This is a genomic window from Corynebacterium sp. 74A, from assembly GCF_008930665.1.
In the GTDB taxonomy this organism is placed as follows: Bacteria; Actinomycetota; Actinomycetes; order Mycobacteriales; family Mycobacteriaceae; genus Corynebacterium; species Corynebacterium megadyptis.
In genome coordinates this window covers 33,316-54,770 of the sequence record NZ_PQMG01000004.1, presented here as the reverse complement: position 1 = coordinate 54,770, position 21,455 = coordinate 33,316, and the positions used below count along the sequence as shown (strand labels likewise).

Below are 21,455 nucleotides of genomic sequence, written 5' to 3'. Positions count from 1 at the left end.
CGTGGAGTCTTAGGCAAGCTAGCCCGAAGGGGTAGTGCGGTAGCTCCTCGTCCGTTCGCGGGCGCTACGATCTGGTGAGCTTGGCTACCTCTGCAACGAGGTCTTCGGGCAAAGGCTCAGTAACCCGGCCGTCACGGCAAGCGGACGACGCGGTCTTTGGCATCCTGACCAGACTTCATGGGCATGACTTCAGATTTTCGCATCTATTCAGGCGGATCAAAGCCTGCGACACTTCAGGGCGTGCGTTTCATCACTTTCTCGAGGGGGTGCTCGTCACATGTCTATGATTCTGGTTAGAATGCTTGGTGAGGGAACAAAAGTTGTTTTCTCAGACATGTTCGCTTTCAGGTAGGGGAATCGCATGCGAAAGGTGTTAGAATCTGCGGCAGCGATGTTAGTTGCTGCATCGATGTTTACGACTCCAGCTCCGGCTATGGCCGCCGAATCCGCGCCGCAACAAGTACTTACAGGTACGCAACCCGTTAGTGACAACCCGTCAGAGATACCGGCTTTCTTGGGCGGCGAGCTTCATGGACTTACTACGCAAACTTTGTCGGTTGATGGTTACGGCGACATTGTCGCAACCATTGATAACGACTCCGGGGAGATAACTGGTACATATCCGGATGGCTCCACGAAGACGATCACCGCTAGGGCTGCCGCTCAAGCACTCCAAGCTCGCTTAAGCGATGCCACCCCAGAGCAGACTGCCAATCTCCAAGCTTCCATGCAAGAACGTGTTACGAAAGAACAGGTTTGCCCCTACCTCGTCGGCTTAGTTGGCAGTGGGCATGCTTATGCCTGGGGGCAGGTGCTCGCAATGGCAGCAGTTAATCCTGCCATTGCACTATTGGCTGCTCTAGGTGAAGGTGCATTCTGGGTATGGGTATCTACCCACTGCTAAACTGGAGTTACCAATGTCGCTGTTTTTGATTGGAGTTGCGGTGTTTGCGGCTGGGAGTTTTGGCTATGCTCGGGGCCTGCGGCAACGCATGAAGTCAAATCCGGACCTCCAAGGAAAAGGCCTTAAAGCTCTATTTAAGAAGCACTAGCAGATAAACCTGCTACTGACATTTCGCTCTTAGATGTTAGCGAGGATGGTTCGTGCGGCTATGTTACGTCCATGAACATTTTCGGCTCGGGGTCGGAGATGTTTGTGGACTTTTCCAATGCGACCTATTTCTTTTTTCCGACGGTTCCCCCTCGCTGATGGCACCGCTCAGCTCCGCAACGGGGCCGACCGCCTCGGTACTGGGCTCGCCGATGCCAGGTCCGATACCGACACCCTGGTCAACGGCATGGCCCAGCTGCAGAGCGGAACGGGAGAGCTGGGCGCGGATGCTACCCATGTTTCCAGAGGCGTCGAACAGATCGCCATGATGGCCGAGGAACTGGTTGGGCAGCCCCAACTACGTTTGATGTCCATCCGTTGAGGAATGATGTGGCGAATCCACGGTGTACCCGAGTGGTTCAATGCCTCTTGGAGGTCCACGAGCACTTTCGCGCCCAGCTAGGCACTCGTTAGAAGAACGGTGCATGCTGTCTTGGAAGCTTCAGCAAGCTCGACAGTGGACCACATCCTATCGACCTCGGTCGCCGATGGACAGGTGGGGATGAGAACGAGGTCGGCGGGTTCAATAGCAGCGGAAATTATGTTACCGCCTCCCGGAGGGCAATCGATTAGGACTACGTTCTCGCCGCGGCAGCTCCTCGCCCGCCCGCGGGCGCTACGATCTGGTGAGCTTGGCGCTGTCTTGGCGCGAACTCGACCGCAAAAGCGGCCTCAATGGGATAGTTTTCCGTAGGTTGAAGTAAAGGCTTCCTTCTCGTGGGCGTACCGGCTGCACACCTTCATGCACCAAGTTGCTCGGGGCTGTAGCGAGAATATAGAGACTATAGGGACTATGCGGAGTAGCGGGAATATAGCGAATGGCTTATACTTTGAGTCAGCAGCACGGTTGCCTCATCACCTTGCTGGTATCTAAAAAAACACCCCCTCAGCGTTCGCACCGCTGAGAGGGTGACGGGTACAAGACCCTTAGGTGAAGACCTCGGCAAAGGCCTTTGCCCACGCGGTCAAGAATTTTAGAACCTCGGTTGCCAGCTTCACTTTCTCAGAGGGGCTGGCGCCGAGGTTTTCTTCGTCTCGACCGGGTGTGCTTCGTGTCCTTTTGGACATGTCGCACCTCCTTTCGATCGCTATGGTCCTCTCGCCAGTCAATACTGCGCGAGGTACACACGATCGCGCGCGAGTACCTCGCGCAGCGACGAAAGAAGCCGACCACTAGGGGCGGAACCAGATCTGATTCTACCCTTTATTACGTCCCCATGGATGGTGGGGGTTGCCTTTGGACGGCTTGGTTTGGTGCGTGTGGCTGCGTCAACGAGGACGTCTCTTCACCTTTCCTGTCTCTGTGTTGAGCTGTTGGAGTTTTGCCACTGACTTTGTCGAGGAGGAGTCTGGCGCTATATAGGGCCTTCTCATCCGCGGACTGGACTGGAAACTCACGTTGGTATTGTGCTACCCGGCAATCGCGCTGTTCTTTGGATATTTCGCCAGCCGCCTGCAGACAATCGGCTTCTCTCGTCTTGGCTTCAAGCACTACCTCGTTGACAGTCGCTTTCCCCCGCTCCTCAACATAGGCCTGTGTCGGGTTAAGCTCCAGCGACCATTCCTTCCCCCGCCCTCGCACGGCGCACCGCTGCCTGTAGTCAATTTCGTCCTGGATCGCTACTCCGGACTTCTCTTTCGCCACCAGCTCTGATCGGAGCTCACCTATACTACTCTCAAGCTCGTTGAGTTCCTTAGTGTGAGCGAAGTTCGGGGCAGATTTCTGTTCTAACTCAGACAGCTCTTGGGCTGCATGTGCTCGATCCACGTAGTGGCGCTCTAAGGTGCTGGGCATTGACTCGATTTTATTTTCCAGACGTTTCAGCGCTCCAGACCTCTTGGCGGTATTCTCGTCAAACTCGGCGATGTCTTGGAAGCTGAAGCGACTAACCGCGGCCATGTCTTGCGGGCCGTTCTTTGCATATACCTCGTAACAGGTATTAGCTACGCTATAGCGCCCTTCAAACTCCACACCAGCAATGACGGCGATAGTCTGGGGTTCCTGTTGACGAAAGCGAAGACCTCGCGCAATAGAGCTTGTGATAGAGGTTGCAGCCTCAATACGGGTAGTAAATACCTCGCCCCTTCCGTTGGCCCAGGCACGATGCTCACTACTAAGCCAGTCGTGCGCACTGTCGATGTGTCGTGAGTAAAAGCCGATTGCGCTGTCATGAGTCGCGACTGTTGACCGTAGGTAGGTGATAGAGGATTGATTCGATTGGCGTGCGGCCTGCCACTCTTGACGTTTGCTGACTAGCTCATCGCGGCGCTGCTCAAGGCGGTGGAGTGTGACGTAGCGTTGATCGCCGGTCGCGATAGCTTTGTGCATGGCAGCGACGTCCTCCGAGGAATCTTCTATTGGCTCTAACTGATCGATGACACGTCCAGTGCGGAAGAAATCATTGATGAATCCGAGTTTCCTCGTGAAGGCCTGCCAACTCACCGCGTCTGCGGTTCCCTCGGCGATATAGTGGTACTCATCCATTTCTAGGTTTTGGTTACCTTTACGGATACCGCGTCCATTGCGCTGCTCTAGATCTGCTGGCCGCCACGGTAGATCCACATGGTGGATCGCGGTGACACGATCTTGGATATTGACCCCCGTTCCCAACAGTCTCGTGGAACCAATAAGAAGATCAACCTCCCCATTGCGACAACGCTTATACAACGCTTCACGCTGTTTAACGTGATCCTGCGCAAACTCGATCCGGTCAGGATTCATACCTTGTTCCACAAGCAGGTCCTTTATCTCCTGGTAGAGGCTGTAGGAGCCATCTCCAGTTGGAACAGCGGAGTCAAGGAAGGCGATTTGAAGCCCGCCCGGATTAGGATGTGGATTGCCGTTGACGTCCAAATAACGGTCATCCTTGTGGGCGTGGTAGGTGGCGAGCACATTCTCTGCTACGGCCTTAGCCCGTGGTGAAGCTCCCTCAATATCGAGATGGACTAGGCGCGGTGAGATAGCAACCTTGCGTCCATCCGTCAGTATCTTTAACACGGAGTCGCGTGCTGGGTTGAACTCTTGCTGTGGTGAAAGTCGGTCTTTGAAGTCGCGCATAAAGTCGCGTGCTTCTTGCCCAACCGAGAACGACACCGTGATAGGCCGCCCATCATTGCTTAACATGGGTAGCCTATGCTCAATTTGTTCTTGGTACACAGTATCTGTGAATTGATGCGCGATAGCTTGCAGGTCCGCGACGTTGCTGTAGCCCCTGGTGCGGTTTTTAGACACAAGCTCGTTTTGGGCATTGATCTCGAACTCAGTGCTCTGGCTGCTGAACATTGCAGCCCACTGATCAATGCTAGCGACGGACATAGATCGGGCGAGGTCAGGGCGGAGGTAGTGCTGCATCACCCATATTTCTGCGACATTGTTCGCGATTGGGGTACCGGTCGCGAGGGTGCACACGGGAGTCGTCTCCACATTTTTACCTGCGGTGTTGTTCGCCTGACGGAGATAGCTCAGCTTCATATCAAGGTCTGTGGCCTTCTGGGAGCCGGTGATGCTCATGTCCGCGATAGCAGACTGCCGATCAAGGTTCTTGTACTCGTGTGCTTCGTCGATAAACAGATAATCTGCAGGGGTAGCGTCGAAGTCTAGCCCCTCGATTCTGCTGGAAGATTTCAACGCTGTGAGCCGTTTATCAATGTTTTTCCGCGCTGATCGAGCACGCTTGGCCAGGGGTGAGTCGACACCATGCTCAAGGGCTATGGCCTGATACGCTTGGTCGAGCTCGTCGTATCGTTCCTGCAGGTACTGCTGCTGGAAGGTTGTAGACATGTCAATCGACTTGAAGATCGTGTCAGAGACGATCACAAAGTCCCAGTCCTCGGCCATAGCCTGTGAGACGAATTGGATTTTATCTTCACGGCTGGCGTTCTCCGGTGGGGTAAGCACTTTCGCTTCTGGGTACCACTGCTGCGACTCAGCCACCACTTGGGACGCAATATGGTTTGGTACCACGATCCATGGTTGCTGCGCTTTCCCGAGACGTTTCAGTTCCATGGCAGCCATGAACATCGTGCCGGTTTTACCAGCACCAACACAGTGGTTGAGGAGTGTTCCGGGCTCGTTGATGATGCGTTCAACGGCGTTTTTCTGATAGGCGTACGGGGTTGTGACGGCGCATCCCGGCAGTTTGCGGCCTGATCCATCATATTTCGGCGCGGCATGGCTTCTGAATTTCTCGTTGTAGAGTTTGAGGAGCTCTTGATAGCGGTCGGGGTCGCTAAGGAGCCAATTCGAGAAGTCAGCTTGGATATCGTGCCACTTCCGGGTTGCGAACCGTGTCGCCTCACCAGACACCTTGTCTGATGGGTGGTTAGTGGCCCACGAGGTTCCATAGCGAACTTCCGGGGTGCGCAGATTTAGCGCATTCTGGAACATTCTGAAGGCGGGGATAACGACTCCGTCGCCTCGCGTGCATGCCAAGCCTTGGTTGGCGTAGCGCTGTAGCTCCGCCCGCTGTGAGCGGTAATTGAAACGGGGGCTTCCACCAGCAGCTACCAAGCCGAAATCTAGGTCGGCTTTTCCACCGTAGTTCCATTGCCTCTCGCCGAAATCAATCGTCCACGAACCACCAGCTCGGACTACCTTGGTGGTCTTCGGCGCGCCTAGGCGCTCGATGAGGTACTGCTCGTAGTAGCGCTTGTCGACCCAGCCGGTACCGGGGCGGATAGTGGGCAGCTGCTCGGCCTGTTCAGGTATGACCTCTTTGAGAGCATCCACGTTTGCCTGCAGGCGAGGATCCTCGCTGACAGCGGCTCTTGCTTCCTCAAGCTTGGTGCGCACATTGCCAGAAAGATACGTCTCACGACGCATCAGCCGCTCGGGATCGGCAGGATCACGGTAAACCTGCCCGGAAGACACCAGCTCCTCCACGACATCCTCTGGATCCCGACCAAGGGCGTCGGCAACACCCGCCGGATCGATAACCCCGTATTCGCTAATGCTGACCGCGATAGCATCCTCGAGCGTGGAAACCTGTACTTTATTCCGGCTACTGCTCGCCTGTTTACCGAGCAACAGGCCCTTTTTCGCAACTTCCCCAGTAGACGCGTCGACCTCATCCAAGCCAAGCAACATTATTGAGCGCGGGTCCTTGTCAAAAGGATCGATGTAGGGCAACTTCTTCTTCGTGTAAGGCTGCTTTTCAGTAACCTCGGAGCGAAGCTGCTGCTCGACGTTCTCAGGTAGTGGCTCGGAAGGTACGAGCATATGCTCTTTACGCCACTGCTGCTCACGCTCCTTAAAAAGCAACTCCTGCTGCTTTTTCGATGGGGCCCGCATGGTGGTCTTTTCCTCGACAGTGTTCAATGCGCCCCAGCGCTCAACGAACGTTTCATGCTGAGCCACCAGCTGCTGGTAGTAGACCTCGGCACCAGATTCATCGCCTTCGCGTCGTGCCTCTTGAAGTCTTTTAGCGGTCTCCATGAGGTCGATGGTCGCAGTCCAGCGAGGGATAGCAGCTTTTGCCGGTGGCTTTACCTCAACCCACGCCTGATTCTTGTGTGAGTAACGCTGGAACTGCACAGAGTTTTCATCAGCGATATAGCGAATAGTGCCTGGCGTGGGCTGTTCGAATACCTGAGCATCGACGACGGCCTGAAGATCGAAGTCGGCAACTACCTGCGGAGGCGCTGTCGATGCAGCCTCGTCGATAAAACGAGAAAAGCTTGCCTTAAGCTCCTCGGCAACATCCTCACTATCAGGCGCTATATGCAGGCTGGGCTTACCGAATTGATTACGAGTAAGACTTGGGGTACCTGCAATCGCCCATGGCCTATCGACGAACACACCGTTGACTCGTAGTTCCTCGCCTTCACCGACCGACATCCGTTTTGTTTCGATGAAAGCGTCGGACAAGGCACTTGGGGCTTGATCACTGGGCCGTTTTCGGAATAGGAGTATGTCACTGGTGACACCCGTGCCAGCGTTCGCTTGGAACGCACCGGAAGGAAGCCGGACCGCGCCTATAAGATCGGCCTGGTTGATCATTGCTTCGCGTGCGGTGGTATTTGCCGCATCGGCCGTATAGGTGCTGGTTATGACCGCAAAAACACCACCGTCGTCCATCATCTCCAGAGTCTTGGTGATGAAATGGTTGTGAATTGATAGTTGACCGCGGTTGTACTTCGGGTCGTTCAAAGAGCGGTTCTCGAACGGGACGTTGCCAATAGCCGCTTGGAACGTACCCTTCGGCAGGTCAACATTTTCATACCCCAGCTCCATGATCGTCGCTGTCGGATAGAGCTGGCGGGCGATACCTGCAGAGATCGGGTCTTGCTCCACCCCAATCATGTTCTCTTGGCGTGAAGCATTGCTGATAAAGTTGCCGGTTCCAGCACCGGGTTCGAGGACTCGGTGTTCCTCGGTGATACCAGCTTGGGCTAGAACGTCCCACATGGGGCGCACTAGCTCTTCGGGAGTGAAAAAAGCGGTGGTGGTACTCGAATCAAGAATTCGATATGTGCGATCATCTACCGTTTTCCGTAGCCGGTCTCTCAGTTCAGCCCATTCGGCGCTACGACGATCAAACAGTGCCGATACTCCACCCCATGACGAGTACTTCGCCAGCACTTGCTGTTCTTCTGGTGTTGCCCACCGTTGTTGTTCATGAAGCGAATACAGTAGCTCGATAGCGGCGATATTATCCTCAGCACGCTGACGTGGATCACGCGCCACCGGCTCGCGACGGCGCGGATCAAACGTCGAAGGAGTTCCTTCTAGTACATCTTTCCCGCCCCAGACTTGCCGTAGCGGGCGTCCACCAGTCGGTAGTACTCCTCCCAGCTGTCGGCGTCCATCGGAGACTTGTCCGGATCGAACTCCTCTGCTTCTTCCTCCTGCATCTGCTGCATCCGGAGAGCCCTGATCGGCTCGAGGTACATCTCCTCGAGAACTAGTTCGCTCCCGATGTAGTGCGCCTGTTCGTGAATCTTCATCCACTCGTCGACGTTCTCGTCCAGCCGTTGCCCCGGATTCTGCTTCGCCCAGTTCGCCTTCGCGTTCTCGGTCGCTTCGTAGATTGCTTCTCCGGTCCTGTCCAGCAGCTCCTGCCAGGCTTCCTCGATCGAGTCCTCGTCGGTCGGAAGGCCCAAGATCTCGTGCCACTCCTTCAGCATCTCCGGCTCTGCGTATGTCGCCATTGTTACTCTCTTCCTTTTCTGCCTCTGATGTCGGTTGGAGGGCGCCGTCGAGTATGTCGAAGAGCCCCAATTGATTCTCGTCGCTACGTGTCTGTCTACGCCTTGCCATGTGCTCTACTCCTCCATGTAAATCAACCCGACAAATGGTTAATCGTACTGGAGCAAGCAGGCGCAAAATAGCGTTTAAACTGCGTCTTTACGGCAACAAATAGCTTTGTTGCTTTGTTGCCATAGAGAGGCGGCAACAAGTTGCCATGTTGCCAGATTCTACCGTTCTAGGCGTTTCAGATAGGTGGTTATGGCCTCCTCAAGAAGATCGTTGATCGATCGATTCTCCATAGCGGCCGTTGCTTTGAACTTGCCGTGTAGTTCAGCATCGACCCTTGCCACCAGTCGTTTGCGATTGTCGTTCGGGCGTTGGAACGCATCCTTTACAGTCGACACCGGCTGCTGAGAGTGTTTACGCCGCTGCATGGGATTGGTCATTACTTCTTCCCTCCAGCGATATCGAAAACGTCTGCGGTCGCGAAGTCGTAGCCGTGAGCTTTCATCGGAATTCCTCCCCAGCTGCGTTTAATCTCCATTCTCTGAGGGATGATATGTCGAATCCACGGAGTATCGGAGTCGTCAAGAGCAGACCTAAGCTCCTCCAGGGCCTTGGTGCCGAGTTGCGCGCTCGTTAGGAGTACCGCGTAGGAGGTCTTAGAGGCTTCAGCAAGCTCGACAGTGGACCACATTCTGTCGACCTCTATTGCCGAGGGGCAGGTGGGAATGAGTACCAGATCGGCAGCCTCGACGGCGGCGGTGATGATGTTTCCGCCTCCTGGAGGACAATCGATTATCACTACATCCTCTCTACGCGGTCTTGCGAGCACACGAGCGTTCGCGGGGACCACTTCAAAGGGAAGCGGCTCGTTCTCAGCGGCAATGTCCGCCCATGCTGTGGCAGACCCTTGAGGATCCGCATCAAGTACAACGACACGGTGTCCCCAGTTAGCGATGATCGTAGCCATGTAGATGGCAGTAGTGGTTTTACCCGTGCCGCCTTTAAGGTTGCATAGGGCGATGGTTGTTGTCATAGTCAGGTCCTTTCGATAGAGAAGTAGCTTTGACGACGTGAGTTAACGCGTTAGCGTGGTGCTTTGCGTAGCGCTGGGTTGTGCTGACTTGGTTGTGCCCCAGTGCGTGCTGGACAGCGATGAGATCGTGTCCAGTGCCGCTATAAGCAACGGTGGCGAACCGGTGCCTCAACGTGTGAAGTGACCATGGGGAGGGGAGAGCTTTACTAGCGAGCTTGCCTACATGGCGTGGTGATAGGTGCCCGTCTACGCGCCCTGGAAACAAAAAACCGGTGATCCTGGAGCGTTCCTCGATGGTCTTGCCGAGACTATGCGGTACGGGAAGCGTGCGTTTAGCACCGCCTTTTCCGTGCACCGTCAGAATGTAGGCCCCCTCGCTGTAGAGCAGGTCTTGATGGTGCACCAGTGCGATTTCACCGCGTCTAAGCCCGAGTTCCGCTGCGAGCCTAAGAATGAGTGCTGTGCGGGGATCAGTGCCATGAATAGCCTCAACGATGATCTCATCCGGAGCTGGACGTGGCGGCGGAATACGGCGAGACGCCCTGTATAGATTCTTGATACTGGCAAGAATGTCTTTTTCGTCGACAACTCGATAAAACGCAAGCAACGACATGTAGTAGGAATGCCGAGTTTCGGTTGCCCAGCGCTGCGAACCGCTCCAAGCAATGAGTTGCTCCTGTGTAACCTTGTTAGGGCTATCGCAGCCGATCTCACGCGCAAAACGGCGGACATGCCGTACGCGGGTGTCCACCGATGACTCCCGCAATCCTCTCGCGCGTAGCAATAGCTCGAAACTACGTAGCGCGTCTTCCCAACCTGTTGGTATCGCCAACAAATACTGACTGTCGTTGATAAGCACAGAAACAATTTGAGACAGGAAGAATACTCACGGCGCCTTGCGACACGCCACTGGTTCCTCGGGAACGTCACCAACGGTGACCCAGCTCTATTTAAAGGCAAGCCACCCGCAGGGTGGCGCGGCAGCCCGAAGGGGTTCCCAAACATTAGAGCACTCGAAGAAACCCCACCCTCGTTCTTGGCATCGTGGCAACAAATCCACTTGGCAACAAATCCACCTGTTGCCTTGTCCACTCGGCAACAAAGCAACAAAGCTATTTGTTGCCAGTAGCGGTAAAAAAAGAGGCGAGCTACATCGCGCCTGCGCAAGGCTCCTAACCCAGAGGTCGTAGGTTCGAATCCTGCCCCCGCTACCACTTTCCGAGAACCCTCGGCTTCCGATTGGAAGTCGGGGGTTTTTGCTGTGTAGATATCTTGTAGGGCATATTTCCATAGCCGATTCACTGTGAGGCATGCTGCGGGGCTGGCGCGTCTTCTAATACATTCGTGGTCCGCGAGAGTCGCCGTACTGGGCATCCGCCAGCCGGCAGTACTCCTCTCGGCTGGCGGATGCCATCGGAGGTTTGTCCGGATCGAGCTCCTCCGCGTCCTCCTCCTGCATCTGCTGCATCCGCATCGACTTGATCGACCCCAGATTACATTTCCTCGATCGCGATCTCGCTGCCGTGAAGATGGCTCTGCTCGTGCTTCTTCATCCAGTCCTCTGTCTGATCACACAGCCGTTGCCCCAGATGCGTCTTCTGCTAGGCTTCCTCGATCGAGTCCTCGTCCGTCGGAGGCCCCAAGATCTCGTGCCACTCGTTCAGTATCTCTGGCTCCGCATAGGTCGCCATTGTTGCTGTCTCTTCTTTCCGCTCTGGGTTTTCGTTGAAGTGCATGGTTGAACGTGTCGCACAGCGTCAGTGATTCTGTCACTGTCTGCTCGCCTATGGCAGGCCATGTGAGCTACCCTCTCGGTGAATCCGCCTCCATGGTGGACGGCAATGCTCGGCCGATGTCGAGCATGGACACAGGACTAGCTTTTCGGCTGAGGACATGGGGTATCACGGTGCTGTGCGTCGCCGTCAGGTTCTGTCGGTGGGACTGTATCGCCGAGTGATGATGGCCTTCCTCCAGAGCCTCGTGGATGATTCACGCGTTCGCTGCGATGGGGGCTCATAGTGTGCGCTACGTCGCCGCTCTGGCTGCCACGGCCGCGTGCACAGAGCTGGGCACCCCAGTGTTATGACTAGAGCGCTTCACATCCCACTGGATCGCCGACTCACAGTAGCTCTCATCGCCTCGATGGGAGTGTCTTATACACGAGATTATTCTCACTTTTGGGGTGCGAATAACGTAATGGGGAGGGGCCCTAGCGAGGAGATGCTGGAGATTTCCTGCTGCGCCTTACATAAGCCCGCCGAGCGGAACCGTTGATCACCGTTCTGCATGTGTAGCGTAGTGGGTAGTAGGACGTCACTTTCTTCCTCGAGGTCATAGACCCAGTAGTGCGCCTACCCAGTAGCTAGGCCTATCGCTTCCATTGCATTTCGGTGAGAGCGCTAGGTGTTTACCGCGGCTCTTTCCCTCAGAGAATGGACATTTCCCTTGTCGTCGACAACAGAACCACACGACTCCAATTCGGTACGGCATGCACTGCCGAAAAATAGGACACCCCTCATACCGGCGGTGGATTTCGATGAACACGTAGCCCCGTGGCGCACACGGAACCTCATCATCAGTGTCATTGTTCCCACGATTCTCGTCCTGGTCTTGGTGTTCTGTAGCGACATCCTCGTCGGGATCATGGGTGATCTTTTTGCCAGTGTCTCCTCCTTAGCTGCGATGTCCTCGATCAACATAGGCTCCACCCTCGGGCGCATGCTGGCTGTCCTCCTGTGCCTCCTGCTGTTCACCAAGGTGTTTCGGTTGCGGTTACCCGATCTGGGCATGGTCCGAGAGAACCGCTTCGGCACCTGGATCACGGGTGCCGGTTTCGGCTTCGCCGCGGTGACCATCGTCTACCTGCTCAACGTGATCGTCGGGGCCCTCGACGTCACGTTCACCATGAAGGCGAGCGAGCTGTGGATTCTTCTGCTCGCGGCTGTCTTCTTCGCGTTCCAAGGATTCTTCGAGGAACTGCTCTTTCGTTTCTTTATCATCCCCGCCTATGCCGCGCGGCTCACCGTGGCAGGCGCCATCGGTCTCTCGTCGATCCTTTTCGCATTCATCCACTTAAACAACCCGAACCTGACCATCTTCGGTCTGGTGAACTTGGTGCTCTACGGCGTCGTATTCGGCACGATGTACTGGCGCACAGGTAACGCCTGGTTCGTCGCAGGCTGGCACAGCGGCTGGAACTTCGTGCTCGCCATGCTCTACGGCTCGCACGTTTCCGGCAATGTCCTACCCGGTTCCATCTTGTCCTCGGCTCCTAGCGGCAGTGCACTGCTCAACGGCGGTGAGTTCGGCCTCGAGGGCTCGGTGCTTACGACGATCCTCGGCATCGCGATCATTGCGTGGTGCATAAAGACAAAGAAAAAGGACACCACCGCAGTGGTGTCCAAGCGGGTGCGCTAAACAACCCCTGATCAGCCTCGATAGTGCGCACAGCAGGGACATCGCCTCTCGGACGCTCTAAGAGGCCATCTCGTCCGCGAAGCTGCTGTGGTTCATCCCGCGCCGCGGGGCACTGGTGTGTCGAGAATGCCGAGAACTGGAGTGCCCAGTGCGCCCCCACGTGGGGAACGCACTGGGCGCTGTTTAGCTTTGAGTGGTGATGCTCCAGCCGGAGGCTGCTTCGCGGCGGTTCCAGAAGCGGCGGTAGGGGCCGTTAGCGGCGTAGAGTTCGGCGTGGGTGCCGTGTTCGGCTATGTGGCCGTCGTCGCTGAGTACGATGATGTGGTCTGCTTCGCGTACGGTGTCGAGTTTGTGTGCGATGACGAGTACTGTTGCTTCGTCGCGGAGCTTGTCGACGCTGGCAACAATGTTGGCTTCGTTTTCTGCGTCTAGGGCGCTGGTTGCTTCGTCGAGAAGCACGATGGGTGCTTTCTTGAGCAGGGCGCGGGCGACGGATACCCGTTGCCGTTCGCCGCCGGAGAGGGACCGGCCGCCCTCACCGACGCGAGCATTCCACCCATCGGGCAGTCGCTCGGCGATAGATGTCACCCCAGTGAGAGCAGCTGCTTGTTTCACCTCATCGTCGCTCGCTCCTTCCCGGCCAACCCGGATATTTTCCATCAGGGTGTCATCGAAGAGGTAGACGTCCTGGAACACCATGGAGATCTGTCGCATGAGTTGTTCCACGGTTTGTTCACGAACATCGACGCCACCGACGCGAACGGCACCGGAATCAACATCCCAGAAGCGAGAGATCAGTCGGGCAACAGTGGTTTTACCAGAACCCGAAGGCCCCACTAGGGCCACCATGGTGCGCGGCGGGACGTTAAAGGACACGTCGTGGATGACCGGGCTCTCGGCGTCGTAGCCAAAACTGACGTTGTCGAACTCGATCTCCCCGGGGGAGGGGAGCTCGGCTTCTGCGGATGGCTCAGAGAGAACCTCGGCATCGAGAATCTCCATTGCTTGATCCAATGGTGCTCGCGCCATGTCCATACCGATGAGCGTGTCCATCAGCGCATTGAGTACCTGGCTGTATCGCAGGGTAAGGCCGATAATGGCAATGGTCTGCAATGGGCCTAGGGTGTCGTTGATCGCGAGGCTCGCGGTCGCTGAGATCATCACCACCAGGACCATCTGCACGACACCTCCTGCCAGCGCAATCGGCACCAGTGACATCCACAAATCCCGCAGCCGGGCCTTGTCTTCGGCTTCGGTGGCCTGACGCAGCGGGGCGAATTCACTCGATCGGCCCGCCGCGCGCAATGCGGGCTGGCAGGCAGAAAATTCCACAATGCGGTGGGATACCTCGCGTGTCTTCGGCACGACATTGGCCGTGGACTTCGCTTTTAGCCACTGGGCTAGCCCATTGACGAGGAGGACCACGGGGATGAAGGCGGTGAGGGCCAGCCCTAATGTGGGGTCCCAGAACCATGCGCCGATGACGATGACGAGCATCGTTGCAGCATTGCTTAAGATGGTGGCCATCATGTGTGCCAGTGTTTGGCCAATGGACATGAATCCATCGGTGACCAGCTGGGATAGCCCGCCGGTGCGCTCCGGGCGGAACCAGCCAAGCGGCAAGGCAGCTAAGCGGTCGCCGAGGCGGTGGTGCAGGCTCGTAATCAAATCGAGGGCGACGTCATAGCCCACGATGGCCGATCGATAGCGCAGTACCGCGCTGATGAGTGCAAGGCCCGCCAGGATGAATAACCACGCGGTGAGGTCGAAGCCCCAACTCGTGCCGCCGACGGCCATCGTCATTGCCGTAGGCAGCAGCGCCAGCATGGCGAGACCATCGACCACGCCCATCGCGGTGGTGAGGGCCATGTGGCGGATGTTCTGGGACCGACCACGGTCGGTGAGGAGGCGGCGGATTGGTCCGATGAGGAGAGGGCTGCGGATAACGGAGACGCTCACGAGACTGCTCCTTGCATGAGTTCGGTGACGGCGTCGGTAGTGACATCCGCGCCGCGAAGGATGGTGTGGATACGGCCGCCGACAAGGTGCACCACCATATCGGCTCCGACAACCGACTCCGGCTTATGTGCGATAACCAATACAGTGCGGCCGACGACGAGCCGGTTCAATGCTGCTTGAATCTCCGCTTCGCAGTCGGTGTCTGTTGCTGCTGTCGCCTCGTCCAAAACGAGGATCGGGGCGTCGGCAAGCAATGCCCGCGCGATGGCAATGCGCTGGCGCTGGCCGCCAGAAAGATCAGTGGTGATGGTGTCCAAGCCCAAAGGCAGGGAGCGAATATCCTCGGCAATCTGGGCGTCAGCAGCGGCCTGCCAGACATCCTCGAGGGAGGCATCGGGGCAGGCGAGAGCGATATTGTCGCGCACGGACATCTCCGGCAATTGCGGGTCTTGGAGCACGAAGGACACGCGCTCATAGAGCTCTGCGGTAGGAATATTCCGTACGTCTGCACCACCAATTGTCACCGTGCCAGAGGTGGGATCTTGGAAGCGTGCCACCATTGTGGCCAGCGTTGACTTACCGGAGCCCGACGGGCCGATGAGCGCAGTGACAGTGCTTGGGGTCAGCGTCAGGGAGACGTCGGAAAGCGCCGTATTCTCGCCATAAGAGAAGGAGACGTTGTGGAACTCCACGGTGTTATCGCGCGGATGTTCCGGCTCGTCTGGCGGAGTCAGAGAGGGACTGTTTAACACGTCCTTGACGCGTAGCGCGGCGTTGCCTGCCATCTGATAGGCCCACATGGAGGTGCCCATCGTGGTGATGGCCAAAGGAACCATCAGGGCGATAAGGCTGGTCGCAATCACATCGGCCGGATTGACGTAGCCCTGGGAAACCAGCCAAGCGCCACCGCCGAGGTTGATCAACACGAGCACCGACACACTGATCGTGGACTCAGCCAAGCCGGAGATGCGCAGCATCGGCCCCACCCAGTCGAGATAAAACTTGCTGAAGGTGTTGGCGGCATCCCGGTAGCGGCGGTGCGCCTGGCCGACCCTGCCGAAGGTTTTCACCACGGCGATGCCATCGGCGAATTCGGTGGCAGTCGCCGAGACATTGCCGAGGTGGTCGTCCATACGGGCGGTCTTTTCTCCCATGGACGACATCATCCAGGCTTGTACCGCGATGTAGATCGGCAGCGTCGCGATAGACAGCAACCCCAACCGCCAATCGACGATAAAGGCATAAACGACCAGTGCGATGGGGGCGATAACAGCTGCGGTGCTTTCCGCGGGGGCATGTGCGACGAGCATGTGCAAGGTTTTGACATCGTCCTGCACGGCCTTGCGTACTCGGCCAGAGTTTTTATCGCTGAACCACGCCAGTGGGGCGTGCGAAATGTGTTCAATGATGCGGTCGCGCAGAATTCGGTTGAGCTTAAGATCCGCGAAGTGGGTGACCGCCAACCCCAAGGTGAACAGCAGGATCTGCAGAATGAACGTGCCGATCAAGAAGTAGACGATGGTACGCACCCGGTCGGGGTCGGTAGTAGGTGAAAGAAGCTCCTCGCCGAGCCGGACCAGTGCGACATAGGGCGCGACCCGCAGTATTGCGGATAGTGCTGAGAGAATCCGGGCAATCCAGATCTGCTTCTGGATCGGGGAGAGGAATTCGTTGAGAGCGGCTTTTCCCGCCTGATATTTATTATCCATGTGTCTTCCTGTTGATATCTGGAAGGTGAACGACGTAATCCGCGCACTCCTCGATAAGTTCCTCGTCGTGGGTGATAACGATGACCACCGCACCAGCGTCGGCAAGCTGCCGCATCCGCTCAGCGATAGCGACCAGATGAGCCTGGCCGACACCCGAGGTGGGCTCATCGAGGATGTGTACCTGTTTGTTCTGGGCCATTGCTGAGGCAATGACGAGGCGCTGCCGCTGCCCGCCGGAGAGCGACTGGGGGTGGCGATCCTCCAACCCGTCGAGATCGAGCTGGGCGAGAAGCGTGGCGACGTCGATAGCCTCACGCTCATTGGCGGTGTGGCCGAGGGTGATCTCGTCCTCCACGGCCGCGGCGAAGAGCTGACGGCTCACGTCCTGCATGACGATGTAGCTGGCCTTGGTGCGGGCGCCACTGCGCATGGGGGTGCCGTTGATGCTGATGGTGCCGCCGCGCGCCGGCGAACTCAGGCCGCACAATAGGCGCGCCAGCGTGGTTTTACCGCAGCCATTTGGCCCAGTCAGGGCGGTGATAGCGCCGGCTGGGAAGGATGCCTCAGGGATATCGAGAATCTGCTTCGAGAGATAACTGAAGCGGATATTCTCCAGCTGCAGGCCAGTGCTGCCCTTCGGTGGCGCTGGGGGATGCGTGCCCTCCGGTGGGGCGATCCGGCGCAGCCCCAATTCGCGGCGCTGAGCGTCGGAAAGCGCAAAGAACTCTGCGCCGGTGAAGCGGTGTGCCAGCCGGCCATCGCGGAAATAGAGCACCTGGTCCGCGAGGTCGCGGAGGAAGTAGAGGCGGTGCTCAGCGACGACGATGGTGCGCCCAGCGGCTTTTTGGTGGGCGAGGATATCGTGCAAATCGTCGATGGCATCCGGGGAGAGATTGGATGAGGGTTCGTCGAAAAGAAGTACCGGTGCGTGGCTGGCGATTGCGGCGGCGCAGGCAACTCGCTGAGTTTGACCGCCAGACAGTTCGTTGAGTTTACAGCCGATGAGGTGCTCTGTATTGGTTTCTTTCGCCGCCGTGCGAATGCGGGCGATGGTGTCCTCGGCCGGAATCCCGAGGTTTTCATTGCCGAAGGCCAGCTCGCTGGTGACCTCGTCGGTGAAGAACTGGGTGCGGGGATTCTGAAACACCGTGGCGGAGGTGAGCAGCGCATCGTGCAGCGGCTGGTTGGGGACATCGGTACCACCCACCGTGACCGTGCCGGTGAGTGTGCCGAGATGGAAATTGGGTACCAGCCCATTAAGAAGGCGTAACCCGGTGGTTTTTCCCGAACCAGAGGCCCCGCATAGCACTGTGAGCGTGCCAGCTTCGGCGCTGAAGGTGATATCGCTCAGGCCATGCTCGGTGAGTTCACCGTTGGTGCCGAAGGTGTAGCGGAAATGAACGTCCGCGACGCTGATAGTCATAGCGGCAGCTCCCAATCGCTTTGAGCAAGGACGATGAGGGCAATAACGGCGACGATGAGGACAGCGTCGACGGGGCGGAAGCGCGGTTGCATGATGGAGGTCGGCTTGCGCGGCCCGCCGAGGCCACGAATCATGGCCGCGGCCGCGAGCTCATCGCCGGCGCGGACCACAGTGGTCAGCAGGGGGATGACAATAAGTTCAGCGGTGCGTAGGGGGTGGGCCATCATGGACCAGCCGGTGGGGCGGATGCCGCGCAGCGTCATCGCATCGACGACGGCGCGCGCCTCGGTGGCGATAACGGGGAACATGCGAAAGACCACCGCCAGCGGCACCACCAAGAAATTCGGTGCGTGTAGCCGCTTGAGCGCATCGATGAGCTCGGTGGGGCGGATAGAAGAGACAGCCCAGTAGGCGGCGGCGATGACCAACCCAAACCGCGATAACCAGTATCCGATACCGGAGAGCAGCGCCAGGGTGGTTGAGGCGCCGGCGTTGATGATGAGCTCGTAGCCGAACACGAAGAAGAGCCAGAAGATGAGGAACCCGAAGAAGGGTGTCGGTCGCCGCAGTGTCGCCAGTGCCGTAAACACGATGATTGCGGCGGCGATCTCTACTGTTCTCGTCGTCGCCCCCAGCGCCAGTGCGTTGATCGTGATGAGCGTCAGCAGCACCGTTCGGGGGTCGGGGCGAGACAGCGGACGCGGTTCGGGGATGGGTGTCATGCCAGACCAGCGCGCTGGAAATTACGGTGGCTCAGGCGCTGCCCAAGTAAGCCACCGAGGACACCGACGATGAACATGCCGATAGCCCAGATGAGTAGCACGGGGCCGTTGAGCACAGCGGAGATGGAGTCGGCGTACTCCGGGTTCATCCGCTCTGCGACATCAGCCCAGAATTCGTCGCTGTTGAAGATGACGGGTAGCCAGCCGATGACCAGCCAGATGCTGAACACGCCGTAGGCCAGGGGGAAATTCTTCATGGCCTTGAGGATTGCATCGGCGGCGAGGCCCAGCAGCGGGGCGAGGATGAGCATGGCCCACCAGTTACCGAATGCGACGAAAAGGATACTGGTGATGAGCGCCAGCAGGGTCAGTGCACCGAATTTCGGGACGCGCGAGGCGTAGAGAGCCACAACCACACCGTTGGCCAGAATGCCAATGAGGATGCCGACGAACATGAAGGCCGGGCCTGCTAATTCGACCATGCCGGTGAGCATGACGACCGCGATATACAACGCGGTGAATACGCCGACGTTGATGAAGTCTCTGGTGGTCATTAGGCGAGTCCTGCTCGTTGGAAGTTGCGCTTATTGAGTTTCTTGCCGAGCAGTCCGCCGGCGTAGCCGAGGATGAAGAGCATGATGAACCAGATGGCTACGACCCAGTTGGTAAATAGTTCACGCATGTGCTCGGTGTATTCGGCGCCCATCTGTTCGGTGAGTTCGGCGTAGTAGGTGTCGGCGTTGACGATGGCGGGCACGAGGGGGCTGATGAACCACAGGGTGAAGACGGCGTAGGCGAGTGGGAAGTTTTTGTTCTTGAGGAGGTCGGCGGCGAGGCCGAGTAGCACCATGACTACTGCGATGCCCCACCAGTGGCCGGTGGCGATGAAAAGGAGGGCATTGATGAGGCCGAGTAGGGCCAGTGCGCCCACCTTCGGGACGCGGGTGGAGTAGAGGGCGATAACCGCGCCATCGATGAGGATGGAGAGGGTCCAGCCGACGAACATGAATGCGGGGCCGAAAAGGCCCACCATGCCGATGGCGAAGACGACGACGAAGTAGAGGGCGGAGAAGATGCCGACGTTGATGAAATCACGGGTTGTGAACTTCACGAGTCCTACCTTAGTAGCGAGTTAGTGGAACCTACCCTAACTATTGTTGCTCTTCGTAGGGGGGTGTCAAGCCTTGCTTGAGTCCTGGTGGTGGGGGTGTGGGAATCTCTGGTGAATCCGGGCGCGTGGTGGGGTGTGCGTGTGGCGCGTCCTAGGCGGTGAGCAGGGAGGATGCTGTGTTCATGGCGTGGTGCGCGCCGCGAGTGCGTGGGCGTTTATGGGTTGGATGAGTCCCTATAACGGGGGCTCGGGACAGTGGAGGGAGAGTGTGTCGCGCCGCGGGTGCGCGGCCCGGAAGGACCCCACCCCGGTCCCGTGTACACGGCGAGGGCGTGGAATAGCAGCTGATTCTCACTGTTGTAGGGGGCATGGATAACACGTCTTCTCTCGTTCACAATTTGATTGCACAACGCCGCACCGTTCGCGCTTATGCGGACACCACAATCCCTGATGCGGTGCTGGATCGGGTTGTTTACTCGGCGCTCGAAGCACCGAGTGCGTTCAACCTGCAGTTGCGTGATGTTGTGGTTGTTACTGACCCCGAGCTGCGTCAGGCGCTCACGGATTCCTCTGGCCAGCAACAATTTGCGGATGCCCCGGCGGTGCTCATCTTCGTGGGCCGCACGGAGATGTGGCCAGAGGATGCCGAGGAAATCCTCGGCGCAAAGGCGGACTATGTTCGCGGCTACAAGCAACAACAATCGGCGGGGCAGCGTCGACAAGCTGCGATTATCGACGCCACCCTCGCGGCCGGCACCGCCTTGCTGGCGGCACAGGCGGAAGGGCTGGCCACCAACCCCACCACCGGCTGGAGCGATGAGGCGGTCAAGGAGATCATCGGCCTTGGTGGGCGAGAGGATCGCAGCGTTGCGGTGATCGTGGCGATGGGATACCCGGATCCGCAGGCCGAGGTGCCGGCCCATCCTGGGCGCAAGGCGGACCGGCGAGTGGACAATAGCTACGCCCGCTAGCGCGCGCTGGGGGGAGCGGCGAGCTCCCTAGTGAATTTCTCGGTTAAAGCGCACAGTTATTTTTCATTGCCGCTCTCTCTAGCGTCACGTATTTCGCTAGAGAGGGCGGTGTTTGTAATTCTCAGCACCTGCGTGAACTCTTCGCAGTGGTGGCTACGTGCTGCGGGTGTCGAATGGTGTTTTCTCGGGCGGGCCCTGCGCTGCGCGCTGCTTGGGCATCGTCTCGCAGGGCCGGAGGAAGGGTTCAGATATCAGCGGTTGCGAATGTGTCCGAAAAAAATCCGCAGCGAGGCTAACACTGAATCTGAGGTAACCCTTTCTCGCCGCGATAGGGGACAAGACAACAAAGTGCGCCTCGAATATCTAGTGACTTATAGGTAGGAACCTGCAGCTAAGGGGCGTGATATAAGCGCCACCAGTCGCTCGTAGGGGAAGGGAGTGATTCATTGAGTGGGCGCCAAAGATGGCGCTTGGCGGAGCTATGGGCGACTCCAAAGGAGGTTTCAGAGTGAACTTTAGGGGTGTGGGGGTAGTGAAAGGGGGTAGTTTCTCAGGTGGCCCTATCTCGACTCGCTGGAGTGGTGTGGCGGCGGACGGCTGGCGCTGCTGCGCCGGAAATCCTCGCTTTAGCTGGAGGATCCTTAAAATATTTCCTAGAAAAACTAGATTCCTACTCGAAGAAAACTGAGATGAACTGGTGGTTAACGTTGGGAAAGTTATTGCAATCGGTTTGTCTGTCTCTTAGGGTTTGGTGTGTACGTAAACAGCAGTCACGCGGTGGCTACGACAAGAGGAGACGGTGTT

17 protein-coding genes are annotated in these 21,455 nt (G+C 57.7%); 3 read left to right on the top strand and 14 right to left on the bottom strand.

Features of this window, described 5'->3' with window-relative positions; translation table 11 throughout:
• The first annotated feature begins 391 nt into the window (after nucleotides 1-391).
• Nucleotides 392-904, top strand: a complete 513-nt coding sequence (locus GBB11_RS07215; RefSeq protein WP_151550195.1) for a hypothetical protein — start codon at nucleotides 392-394, stop codon at nucleotides 902-904.
• Nucleotides 905-2,038: 1,134 nt separating this feature from the next.
• Here the strand turns inward: GBB11_RS07215 and GBB11_RS10850 are convergent.
• From GBB11_RS10850 to GBB11_RS11005, 8 genes are all read right to left on the bottom strand, one after another.
• On the bottom strand, nucleotides 2,039-2,179 hold the full coding sequence (locus GBB11_RS10850; protein ID WP_192796394.1) for a hypothetical protein: 141 nt from the start codon (nucleotides 2,177-2,179) through the stop codon (nucleotides 2,039-2,041).
• Nucleotides 2,180-2,318: 139 nt separating this feature from the next.
• The gene (locus tag GBB11_RS07210; RefSeq protein WP_151550196.1) at nucleotides 2,319-7,796 is read right to left on the bottom strand and encodes a helicase-related protein; all 5,478 of its coding nucleotides are present in this window, start codon (nucleotides 7,794-7,796) and stop codon (nucleotides 2,319-2,321) included.
• 41 nt (nucleotides 7,797-7,837) lie between these two features.
• Nucleotides 7,838-8,260: a hypothetical protein gene (locus tag GBB11_RS07205; RefSeq protein ID WP_151550197.1), complete on the bottom strand. Its 423-nt coding sequence runs from the start codon at nucleotides 8,258-8,260 to the stop codon at nucleotides 7,838-7,840.
• A gap of 267 nt (nucleotides 8,261-8,527) precedes the next feature.
• On the bottom strand, nucleotides 8,528-8,746 hold the full coding sequence (locus tag GBB11_RS07200; RefSeq protein WP_151550198.1) for a ribbon-helix-helix protein, CopG family: 219 nt from the start codon (nucleotides 8,744-8,746) through the stop codon (nucleotides 8,528-8,530).
• Nucleotides 8,746-9,339, bottom strand: coding sequence for a ParA family protein (locus GBB11_RS07195; RefSeq protein ID WP_151550199.1), 594 nt, complete (start codon nucleotides 9,337-9,339; stop codon nucleotides 8,746-8,748). Before GBB11_RS07195 ends, GBB11_RS07200 begins: the two co-directional genes overlap by 1 nt.
• A complete protein-coding gene (locus GBB11_RS07190; protein WP_151550200.1) occupies nucleotides 9,308-10,198 on the bottom strand; it encodes a site-specific integrase in 891 nt (296 codons plus the stop codon). The genes GBB11_RS07195 and GBB11_RS07190 overlap by 32 nt, the downstream gene beginning before the upstream one ends.
• Nucleotides 10,199-10,672: 474 nt before the next feature.
• Nucleotides 10,673-10,807: a hypothetical protein gene (locus GBB11_RS11010; protein WP_255441718.1), complete on the bottom strand. Its 135-nt coding sequence runs from the start codon at nucleotides 10,805-10,807 to the stop codon at nucleotides 10,673-10,675.
• Between the two features lie 133 nt (nucleotides 10,808-10,940).
• Nucleotides 10,941-11,075: a hypothetical protein gene (locus GBB11_RS11005; RefSeq protein WP_255456630.1), complete on the bottom strand. Its 135-nt coding sequence runs from the start codon at nucleotides 11,073-11,075 to the stop codon at nucleotides 10,941-10,943.
• Between the two features lie 790 nt (nucleotides 11,076-11,865).
• Here GBB11_RS11005 and GBB11_RS07185 point away from each other — a divergent pair.
• Complete coding sequence (locus tag GBB11_RS07185; RefSeq protein WP_151550201.1) at nucleotides 11,866-12,756, top strand: CPBP family intramembrane glutamic endopeptidase; 891 nt, start codon at nucleotides 11,866-11,868, stop codon at nucleotides 12,754-12,756.
• 183 nt (nucleotides 12,757-12,939) lie between these two features.
• On the opposite strand, the gene GBB11_RS07180 is transcribed toward GBB11_RS07185, so the two are convergent.
• From GBB11_RS07180 to GBB11_RS07155, 6 genes are all read right to left on the bottom strand, one after another.
• Nucleotides 12,940-14,625: an ABC transporter ATP-binding protein gene (locus tag GBB11_RS07180; RefSeq protein WP_370513551.1), complete on the bottom strand. Its 1,686-nt coding sequence runs from the start codon at nucleotides 14,623-14,625 to the stop codon at nucleotides 12,940-12,942.
• 86 nt (nucleotides 14,626-14,711) lie between these two features.
• On the bottom strand, nucleotides 14,712-16,424 hold the full coding sequence (locus tag GBB11_RS07175) for an ABC transporter ATP-binding protein (RefSeq protein ID WP_151550202.1): 1,713 nt from the start codon (nucleotides 16,422-16,424) through the stop codon (nucleotides 14,712-14,714).
• A complete protein-coding gene (locus GBB11_RS07170; RefSeq protein ID WP_151550203.1) occupies nucleotides 16,417-17,847 on the bottom strand; it encodes an ABC transporter ATP-binding protein in 1,431 nt (476 codons plus the stop codon). The genes GBB11_RS07175 and GBB11_RS07170 overlap by 8 nt, the downstream gene beginning before the upstream one ends.
• A complete protein-coding gene (locus tag GBB11_RS07165; protein ID WP_151550204.1) occupies nucleotides 17,844-18,569 on the bottom strand; it encodes an energy-coupling factor transporter transmembrane component T in 726 nt (241 codons plus the stop codon). Before GBB11_RS07165 ends, GBB11_RS07170 begins: the two co-directional genes overlap by 4 nt.
• Nucleotides 18,566-19,123, bottom strand: a complete 558-nt coding sequence (locus GBB11_RS07160) for an MptD family putative ECF transporter S component (protein WP_151550205.1) — start codon at nucleotides 19,121-19,123, stop codon at nucleotides 18,566-18,568. The genes GBB11_RS07165 and GBB11_RS07160 overlap by 4 nt, the downstream gene beginning before the upstream one ends.
• Nucleotides 19,123-19,680: an MptD family putative ECF transporter S component gene (locus tag GBB11_RS07155; protein WP_151550206.1), complete on the bottom strand. Its 558-nt coding sequence runs from the start codon at nucleotides 19,678-19,680 to the stop codon at nucleotides 19,123-19,125. The genes GBB11_RS07160 and GBB11_RS07155 overlap by 1 nt, the downstream gene beginning before the upstream one ends.
• A gap of 368 nt (nucleotides 19,681-20,048) precedes the next feature.
• Here GBB11_RS07155 and GBB11_RS07150 point away from each other — a divergent pair, with 368 nt between their 5' ends.
• The gene (locus tag GBB11_RS07150; protein WP_151550207.1) at nucleotides 20,049-20,651 is read left to right on the top strand and encodes a nitroreductase family protein; all 603 of its coding nucleotides are present in this window, start codon (nucleotides 20,049-20,051) and stop codon (nucleotides 20,649-20,651) included.
• The last annotated feature ends 804 nt before the right edge of the window (nucleotides 20,652-21,455 follow it).

Coding starts and splice junctions, on each gene's coding strand:
- GBB11_RS07215 (WP_151550195.1), top strand. CDS start 392: ATGTTAGTTGCTGCATCGATGTTTACGACTCCAGCTCCGGCTATGGCC.
- GBB11_RS10850 (WP_192796394.1), bottom strand. CDS start 2,179: ATGTCCAAAAGGACACGAAGCACACCCGGTCGAGACGAAGAAAACCTC.
- GBB11_RS07205 (WP_151550197.1), bottom strand. CDS start 8,260: ATGGCGACATACGCAGAGCCGGAGATGCTGAAGGAGTGGCACGAGATC.
- GBB11_RS07200 (WP_151550198.1), bottom strand. CDS start 8,746: ATGACCAATCCCATGCAGCGGCGTAAACACTCTCAGCAGCCGGTGTCG.
- GBB11_RS07195 (WP_151550199.1), bottom strand. CDS start 9,339: ATGACAACAACCATCGCCCTATGCAACCTTAAAGGCGGCACGGGTAAA.
- GBB11_RS11010 (WP_255441718.1), bottom strand. CDS start 10,807: ATGCAGCAGATGCAGGAGGAGGACGCGGAGGAGCTCGATCCGGACAAA.
- GBB11_RS11005 (WP_255456630.1), bottom strand. CDS start 11,075: ATGCACTTCAACGAAAACCCAGAGCGGAAAGAAGAGACAGCAACAATG.
- GBB11_RS07180 (WP_370513551.1), bottom strand. CDS start 14,625: ATGGCCCTCACCACCGCGATGGGCGTGGTCGATGGTCTCGCCATGCTG.
- GBB11_RS07175 (WP_151550202.1), bottom strand. CDS start 16,424: ATGGATAATAAATATCAGGCGGGAAAAGCCGCTCTCAACGAATTCCTC.
- GBB11_RS07170 (WP_151550203.1), bottom strand. CDS start 17,847: ATGACTATCAGCGTCGCGGACGTTCATTTCCGCTACACCTTCGGCACC.
- GBB11_RS07165 (WP_151550204.1), bottom strand. CDS start 18,569: ATGACACCCATCCCCGAACCGCGTCCGCTGTCTCGCCCCGACCCCCGA.
- GBB11_RS07160 (WP_151550205.1), bottom strand. CDS start 19,123: ATGACCACCAGAGACTTCATCAACGTCGGCGTATTCACCGCGTTGTAT.
- GBB11_RS07150 (WP_151550207.1), top strand. CDS start 20,049: ATGGATAACACGTCTTCTCTCGTTCACAATTTGATTGCACAACGCCGC.